At 41.7% G+C, this 7199-nt stretch carries 8 protein-coding genes; 2 read left to right on the top strand and 6 right to left on the bottom strand.

Annotation, left to right across the window (positions count from 1 at the left end; genetic code table 11):
* Positions 1-485: 485 nt before the first annotated feature.
* Positions 486-704 (bottom strand): hypothetical protein, encoded by a 219-nt coding sequence (locus tag E0485_RS24945; protein ID WP_132420810.1) that lies wholly within the window; start codon positions 702-704, stop codon positions 486-488.
* Between the two features lie 107 nt (positions 705-811).
* Positions 812-1417, bottom strand: coding sequence for a stage II sporulation protein M (locus E0485_RS24940; RefSeq protein WP_132420808.1), 606 nt, complete (start codon positions 1415-1417; stop codon positions 812-814).
* A gap of 131 nt (positions 1418-1548) precedes the next feature.
* On the opposite strand from E0485_RS24940, the gene pdaB reads away from it, so the two are divergent.
* Complete coding sequence (gene pdaB, locus E0485_RS24935; RefSeq protein WP_132420806.1) at positions 1549-2334, top strand: polysaccharide deacetylase family sporulation protein PdaB; 786 nt, start codon at positions 1549-1551, stop codon at positions 2332-2334.
* Positions 2335-2401: 67 nt separating this feature from the next.
* Here pdaB and E0485_RS24930 read toward each other — a convergent pair whose 3' ends face one another.
* Positions 2402-2992, bottom strand: coding sequence for a KinB-signaling pathway activation protein (locus E0485_RS24930; protein ID WP_165921296.1), 591 nt, complete (start codon positions 2990-2992; stop codon positions 2402-2404).
* Between the two features lie 129 nt (positions 2993-3121).
* Here E0485_RS24930 and gerD point away from each other — a divergent pair, with 129 nt between their 5' ends.
* Positions 3122-3901: a spore germination lipoprotein GerD gene (gene gerD / locus E0485_RS24925; RefSeq protein WP_132420802.1), complete on the top strand. Its 780-nt coding sequence runs from the start codon at positions 3122-3124 to the stop codon at positions 3899-3901.
* Between the two features lie 76 nt (positions 3902-3977).
* Here the strand turns inward: gerD and E0485_RS24920 are convergent, their stop codons facing one another.
* From E0485_RS24920 to sat, 3 genes are all read right to left on the bottom strand, one after another.
* On the bottom strand, positions 3978-5054 hold the full coding sequence (locus E0485_RS24920; protein WP_132420800.1) for an Mrp/NBP35 family ATP-binding protein: 1077 nt from the start codon (positions 5052-5054) through the stop codon (positions 3978-3980).
* Between the two features lie 84 nt (positions 5055-5138).
* Entirely contained in the window at positions 5139-5912 is a 774-nt protein-coding gene (gene cwlD / locus E0485_RS24915) for an N-acetylmuramoyl-L-alanine amidase CwlD (protein ID WP_132420798.1), read from the bottom strand.
* A gap of 71 nt (positions 5913-5983) precedes the next feature.
* Positions 5984-7174, bottom strand: coding sequence for a sulfate adenylyltransferase (gene sat / locus E0485_RS24910; protein ID WP_132420796.1), 1191 nt, complete (start codon positions 7172-7174; stop codon positions 5984-5986).
* Between the last annotated feature and the right edge of the window lie 25 nt (positions 7175-7199).

Below are 7199 nucleotides of genomic sequence, written 5' to 3'. Positions count from 1 at the left end.
CATGTATTAGGCACGCCGCCAGCGTTCGTCCTGAGCCAGGATCAAACTCTCCATTAAAGGTGAGCTGATTTGCTCAAAATTTCTTGCTAGCTTGTCTCGATCATAAGCACCGAAGCGCTACTCTCTCGACGTTGTTGAGATTAATAATCTCATTTATTTCTTCACTCGTTGTTCAGTTTTCAAAGGACAATTTCTATCATTTTTCGCTGCCATGTTTCTCAGCGGCGACTTTATTAATATACCACATCAGGCTACTCAATTGCAAGTGTTTTTTTAATCTTTTTTCTTACTCTCACTCGCAAGCCTTGATGTACCTGATTTATTGTGCTGCCCGTTTAGTGGGGCGAAAAATAATTTATCATATTAAGTAATCATTCGTCAACACTTTTATGCATGGTAAAATATTACTGAAATTTGTATTGCAAAAAAAACAGCTTAACTACTCTTTAGCAAGAATAGTTAAGCTATCTTTTTATCTAAATTCACTAATGATAAACACGGTTGCGAGCATATCTGGATATTTCCTTAGGGGATGCCAATCTTGCATACATTCGGAATATAACCTTATACCTTGCCTCAATTGCACCTTTAAGATCCTGTTCAATAACTTTATCGTTCAAATCAAATAGCATTTCATCCAGTTCTTTGCGCAGAACATAGTCCAGTTCCCTACATTCCCGTTCATTAAATAAGAATCCGAGCATAACTTCTGAAGATCCCCTTTCTCTAATATCGCAAAGGTTATTCATTTTACTGTTATGCTCATCTTTGGCAATTTTTATGATATTTAACCCAAAATTTTTATCAAACCTTATCCCTGAACAAGCCAAAAGGAAATCGTACTCTCGATAAGCGCAGCAACAAGCAATAATCCGATCAGGAATCCTGTTAATGGAACCATCAGCTTCATCAAACGAGGTGCTTCTATTCCAAATGACTGCCTCCTTGTTTCGGAGAAAAGCGAAATTATCGCTTGAACGGCAAGTACGCCAAGTCTAAGCCCATAAGCACATGCGATAATGAGCGCTGGAATTTCCAATACCCCATGAGGAATAATCCCTTTTGCCAGCTGTACCAATCCTGTACTTTGAACAGCTTGTTCCCCTACATAACCAAGCAGCAATCCGTTTGTAAAAATGCTGAATATAGGAAAGACTGCAAACAAAATCCCGCTAACGACCATTACCAGCATCGCAACTACATTATTTTTGAGAATAACCCAGAATAGCGACAGTTCAATGGAATCCTTACCGTCTACTGAGTTTGCAATTTCGCTGATTGCCTTTAGTTGTTGATCCAGCAGCGCCTGATTCCAGTGAAGTGTTCCTAGTACGACACCAAGTATGAATAAGACGATTACCACTAAGAAATAAATCTTCATTTCCCTAAAATGGCGAAACAAAGCTTTCAAGCTCATATCCCTTCACTCTCCCTACAACTTCTTTTTCCCTATACACAAGATTAGCATATCTTGCTTGTACGAGCATACATTTGGAAGTAAATGAATTAGAACAAGCCCATTATAGTCCCCTAAGGAGGTACACGAACGTGAATTATTTTTATGTCATTAACGGTAAAAAGTTAAAGCGGATCTTATTTATCGCGATGGCGATTATTTTTGCAGCGGGAATTGTATATTCAGAACAGCAGAATATCTCTGTATTTACGGGAGATCAGCAACCAAAAGCTATCTATAGCGTCAAAACGGACAAGAAGCTGATTGCTCTGACCTTTGATATTTCTTGGGGGGACAAGCGGGCTGAGCCCATCCTCAAAATTCTTGAAGATAAAGGGGTTAAGAAAGCTACTTTCTTCCTTTCCTCCCCTTGGAGCAAGTCACATACAGATATCGTAGATCGGATCAAAAAAGGTGGTTATGAAATCGGCAGCCACGGTCATAAGCATGTGAACTATAGTTCGCTTAATGATGATGAAATACGCAAGCAAATTTCTGCAGCACATACTATCCTGACTGATATAACAGGCAGTGGTCCAAAATTAATTCGGATGCCTAATGGCGATTTTGACAAAAGAGTATTGCAAATCGCGGGCGAACTAGGGTATTCCGTCATTCAGTGGGACACAGATTCCCAAGACTGGATGAATCCAGGTACAGATAAGATCATTAACCGCGTCGTATCGAAAGCCCACCCAGGCGACATTGTTCTATTGCACGCAAGTGATACTTGCCTTCAAACCCATGAAGCACTTCCGGTCATTATCGATGAGCTAAGAGCCAAAGGCTATGAATTCGTAACGGTATCCGAAATGCTAAATCAGACTGATGTTAAGAACAAAGAAGTTCAGGATTCCATGAGCCGGCCCGTTTTTTAACCTCTTATATAGGACAAATACCATCTCAGTAAGCTTAGGCTAATTGAGATGGTATTTGCGTTAGGATTTACTTATTACCGATTACTTTATGTAGGATCAGCAATTGCCATGCATTACATATCATTAAGGGAATGAGTACGACGACCAGTGAATCAATGTTATTTTCTCTAAAAATAGGTACTGCTTCAAGTATCGTAACAGCAGTCATCACAAAAAATGTAGGAATAAAGGCACTGCGATTCGTTAGCTTCATTTTATAATAAGATACGGCAATTGCTACTACTAGAATAAACAACGGAAGAACGATGTAATTTCCAATCCCGCTTCCCACACCATAATTGACATATCTCAAGTAAATAAGGTCGCCAATTGCTACGATGGACAAAATAAACTGTAGATAGTCCCAAATGACTTTACTGCGGAACACACTGATTGCAATCCACTTGAGAATCAAATACCCGAAGAAACCCATCTGGCTTAATACCGAAGCCGTCGCCCCTGCAATAGTTAAGGTTATTAAATTAAATCCAACTTCACCAAGACCAGAATTTTGGTAATTCGGATTTGTAAAAAACATAATCAAACCCAGAATAAGCGTAGCTGCTATGCCAAAAGCAAATGAGGTCCAGCTTAAATAGAACCATTTTTTCAATGTCATGTTACTTCTCCCCCAAAAACTGAAATATAGAATAATTGTAGCAACTTGGTTGCCAAAAAGCCAAGACATAAACCAAGTAAATGTGTCGAATAATAAAACATAAGCATCATAATGCAAAGGGGCTGGAACATGAACACATCAACGAGATCAGTCGTCATTTTCCTATCGTCTGTCATTGCACTTGTATTTCTAACTTCCTGCGGTCAAGAGCAATCAAGCGGCGGAAACAATTATAAAGACCAGAAAACGATGGTACTCGATATCCTCAAATCCGATGACGGAAAGAAAGCCATTGAGTCTGCAATAAATGGTGAAAGTGAGGAAACAGGTAAAGAGGAAGGCGGAGGCGAAGACAAATCTGGCGGAAAAAGCGGCGGGAGCAGTGGTGGAAGTAGTGGCGGCGGCAAAGGGAAAATGAAGTCCCTGAGTACGTCCGATAAGCAGGAGCTCAAAATGACCGTCAAGGAAGTATTAACGGACCCCCAGAACGGCAAATTTTTGCAAAGCATGATGAAAGATCCGAAATTTGCTGGCGATTTCGCCAAAGCGATCCAAAAGGAAACGAAACAAATGTATCTTGATTTGATGAAAGATCCCGACTATCAAAAAGAATTATTAAGTATAATGAAAAATCAGGAATTCGAATCTATTCTAATGGATTCGCTCAAATCAACGAAATCTCGTCAGCAGATGAAGATGATTGTACAGGATACGATGCAGAATCCGCTATTTAAAGCAGAGTTGATTACTTTACTGAAAAAAGCTGTTGAAGAACATTTGCAAGAGCCTGAGAAAAAACAACAGCAAAATAAGGGGCAAGGTAAAGAAGGCGAACAGGGTGGCAGTTCAGATGGAGGTCAACAAGACAGTGGACAAGAGGGACAAGGCGGCGGCCAGGGTGGTTCCTAATTCTTAGTTAAAAAGTACAAAAAAGCAAACAGCTTCGGAAACACCGAGTTGTTTGCTTTTCATTTATAAAAATCAATTATTCCGTTTTACTAATTACTTTACGAGCTAGCTCTAAGTACATTTGGCCTGTTGGATGCGATTCCTTATATACGGAAGGCGAGAAATCAGGCTCAGATACATGATTGTCTGGTGCGCCAAGCGGCATTTGTGCAAGAAGCTCTGTTTGCAGTTCTTCAGCAAGCTTACCGCCGCCGCCACGTCCGTACAAGTACTCTCTTTCACCGCATTTACGGCACTCGTAGTACGACATGTTTTCAACAATTCCAAGAATATCATGGTTCGTTGCACGAGCCATTGCACCTGCTCTAGCTGCAACAAATGCTGCTGTAGCATGCGGCGTCGTAACGATCACTTCTTTGGACTCAGGCAGCATAGCGTGTACATCGAGCGCTACATCACCTGTTCCTGGAGGAAGGTCAAGCAGCATATAGTCAAGCTCACCCCAATTTACTTCACTGAAGAAATTGCGAAGCATTTTGCCAAGCATAGGTCCACGCCAAATAACTGGAGAGTTATCCTGCACAAAGAAGCCCATGGAAATGACTTTAACACCATGACGTTCAATCGGTTCAATCGCATTATCCACGATAACAGGGCGATCTTCGATTCCCATCATGTCAGGAATACTAAAACCATAGATATCCGCATCAATGATTCCGACGCGCTTACCTAAACGTGCAAGTGCAACAGCCAGATTCACGGTAACTGTTGACTTACCTACGCCGCCTTTGCCGGATGCAACTGCGATGAATTTAACATTAGATTCAGGTGATAGCAATGCCATCCCATTCGCCTTCTTCTCTGCCGTTGGCGCTGGATTAGCTACCGCAGCAGCTTGCTCTCTCTCATGCTCTGTAATTGCGCGGAAACGAATATGTACGTTGGATATACCCTTGTCCCCAAGCATATTAGTAATCGCATGCTTCACATTATTCTGATATCCTTCATCGTCTTTGGTGAAGATGAATGTAAGGGATACGCTATCTTCCTTAATCATGATGTCCTTAATTAAATTCAGTTCGGTAACTGACTTCTTAAATTCAGGGTCAAGCAGACTGTGTAACGCTTCTAATACTTGTTCTCTTGTTAACATATTTAGCACCCCATAACTACCGTTATTCACAGCCTTTATTATATCACAAAATTTCATCTAACGAATGGCAACCTTATGAACCTTCTAATCTTTCTGATTTCGAGCTGGAGTGGGCAGCTTCTCACCTGATAGATAACGCAGAATACCTTGATAGATGGATGCAGCGACCTTCTTCTGATATTTAGCATCCTTAAGCAGTGCTGCTTCCTGCGGATTCGATAAAAAACCTACCTCTACAAGGGCACTTGGCATCTTGAGCTCTTTCAGCAAATAAGTGGTTGTCATCTGCTTAACTACACGGTCCGTATTGCCTAAATTCCGCTTGATCTCACTTTGAATTAATCCTGCCAGCGTATAATTATCAGGGTGATTCGGATAATAGAACGTCTGTGCCCCGCTCCATTTGCCAGATGGCATAGCATTCATATGAATCGATACAAATAAATCCGTTTTTTTATCAGCGATCAAATCAGCACGTGCTTTCAAATCTTCTCGTTTGCGTTCCCGCAATTTGGTTGTCTCAGGTGCAGCAAGATCCGTATCATCTTCACGTGTCATATAGACAACAGCTCCTGCTTGTTGGAGATAATCTCGCAAATACATCGTGATTGCGAGGTTAACCTCTTTTTCAATCACACCACTTTTACTGGAGGCTCCTCCATCTGGTCCGCCATGACCCGCATCAAGTGTTATAACTCTGCCTGACATAGGGGTTGTCCAATCACTCCAAGTCTTCGTTGCTGGTAATTGATTCGTATAAATAAATATAATGAGTGCCACAAGGCCCATTGATAGCGCAAGTTTTAACAATCCCATCGGGGATAGGAAGACTACGATACTTTTTCTCATTTTTTTCATAACAAAACCACCTTCATCTCCACTAGATCTTCTTTCCATCTATATGGGACAAGGCGGCTATTTATGACTTGTTAGATAATCACTGTACGGTCCAGTTGTTGTTTCACGCCTTCGATTAAGATTCCGGCTACTTCTGGACGTGTAAATTGGACAGGCGGCATGATGCCTTCCTTTAACATTTGCCTTACTTTGGTTCCTGATAAATGTACGTGATCAGTTTGTGGATGCGGACAGGTTTTGCTTGAAGCCATGTTCCCGCACTTATTGCAATAGAAACTATGCTCGAAGAACAGCGGTGAAATGCCAAGCTCCTCTTGTGTAAACTGATGAAAGATCTCCTGCGCTTCATAAGTCCCATAATAATCGCCAACACCTGCATGATCGCGCCCAACGATAAAATGCGTACATCCGTAATTTTTACGAACAATGGCATGAAATATGGCTTCTCTTGGCCCTGCATATCGCATAGCCGCGGGAAAAACACCTAAAAATACACGATCCTGCGGATAGTATCGATCGAGCAGCACCTCATAGGAATGCATTCTGACATCTGCCGCAATATCATCCGACTTTGTTTCCCCTACCAGTGGATTCAGGAATAAGCCATCAACGATTTCCATTGCTGTTTTTTGAATATATTCATGCGCTCGATGTACGGGATTGCGAGTTTGAAACCCGACAACCGTTCGCCAGCCTTTACTCTCAAATATCGCTCTAGTCTCTTGTGGATCATAACGATAAGCCTGGAAAGAATCGTTCGTTATCCGATTCAACACTTGTACTGGACCACCAATACGAAATGGAGATTTCGACTTAAGCTTTGCAACACCAGGATGAGCCAGATCGTTAGTTCGAAAAACTTGAAGTGCTTCTTCCTCCTGATTCACCTCATAAATACTCTCAACGGTGAGGACGGCATATACAATCGAATCTTCCCGTCCTCTAAGCGCAACCCGATCACCGATTTCTATAAATGGTACGATTTGAGGATCTACACTTAATGTGATAGGAATGCTCCATATCGTACCGTCACTAAGCCGCATCCGCTCCACAACGGATTGATAATCCGTTTCTGTCATGAAGCCCTCTAGAGGAGAAAAGGCGCCAATTCCAATTAGCTCAATGTCCGATATCGTCCATGCATCTACTAGTATAGGCTGCATGCTATCTGCTTCCTGGAGCAGCTGTTCTCTATCCGTATGCCCTACTATACGATTAATTAAGCTTCCGCCATGAGGCTTAATCATCTGCCAATCCTTCATTCAGCACTCCTCCAGCTCTAAACAA

The sequence above is a fragment of the Paenibacillus albiflavus genome, assembly GCF_004344915.1.
Lineage (GTDB): Bacteria > Bacillota > Bacilli > Paenibacillales > NBRC-103111 > Paenibacillus_AM > Paenibacillus_AM albiflavus.
This window is presented reverse-complemented; position numbering and strand designations above follow the sequence as displayed.